Below are 1,303 nucleotides of genomic sequence, written 5' to 3'. Positions count from 1 at the left end.
ATTGGTTAGTTGTTGCCATAAGGCATCCTTCTCCCGTTTGGTATAAAACAAAAAAATGGGCAAACCCACCATCCTTTCCATAAACATGAAAATTTTGGGGTACCCATTTTTAGGACAGTGTATTATAAAGATATGTTACTGCTATTTCAACTACTTATAGACAATGCTACTTTACAATACCTAAAATATATGTATCAAGTATACTTTGCTACCAGTTAGTGATATTACAAAGCATTAAATGTACACATAAAAAGCTTACTACCTGCTTCTGAAAAATTATTGAGTACTGGGCTTGTTATCGTATATATGGCGTTGCAAGCTTACTTTTCAAGACAGCTATAGGTATGTTTACTGCATTTTGGATGATATTTTACCAGTCAACGCTATGACTCATCTACTTAGTATCTGCTTTGTTCTTAGCGTCAACGGCTTTGTCATCTGCTTTGTTATCATTTTTAGTCGACGCATCGGATTCTTCTTGTGTAGAATCACTGTCGAACTCTTCTGACTTACTTTCTTCATTTGAGTCTTCATCGCTTGCCATTTGTTTGACTTGTTCTTCACTGCTACTATCATCAGTAATAAAACGATTGGCAAGTTTTGGCTCTGGCGCGAAAGTCGCTTGAGCAACGCCAAGCACTTCATCAATCAAACGACTATTATAATGCATACCAACAGCTACCGCTGACACTGGTAACAAACGACGTAACCACGTTAAATCGACTTGATCCAAATCAAACCCTACTTGTCCAGCGATATTATCTATTTGCTCTGCATAAAAATTAACATTCTGGTTTTTGAGTCCAAGGTTTTGTAATTCACTGTGCAAACCGCGACTTTGAGCATTATCAAGTAGACCTTTTCCTACCCCAATACCTGCTAATAGAGCTTGTTTTTCTTGCATTTTGCTCAAATCTGCACTGGCAAGCAGCTCATAAGCCATTTTTATACCTTGTTTACCCGTTAAAGGTTGGTCATAAACAGCCGCTAACTGATAAACAGAGCGTAAAGACACCAATAGCAACCATAGCGTATCAGCCAACAATCCTGGCAATCCTGCTAAGCCCGTCAAACCGCCCAAAGTCGCCAACGCTCTATTCTGGTTGGCAATATCAGTCGCTAACGCGTAACGCTCTTCACCATCCAATGCAGTAATATCAGCAAAACGATGCTCATTAGGTAGGTCTAGTTGACTCCAGCTCGCTGCAAGTTTTGCAACCTGAACAAAAGAGCTGTCTAATACAGATTTGAACAAACTATTAGGAACAACTTTTTTAGCATATTTACCATAGGTGGCAAAGCG

At 39.1% G+C, this 1,303-nt stretch carries 1 protein-coding gene; it reads right to left on the bottom strand.

The window, feature by feature from the left end:
• Positions 1-394 precede the first annotated feature (394 nt).
• A partial coding sequence (locus ACS8FD_RS14960) for an EcsC family protein (protein ID WP_439276439.1) occupies positions 395-1,303 on the bottom strand: 909 nt, incomplete at its 5' end.

The sequence above is a fragment of the Psychrobacter sp. 1U2 genome (assembly GCF_051847575.1).
This window is presented reverse-complemented; position numbering and strand designations above follow the sequence as displayed.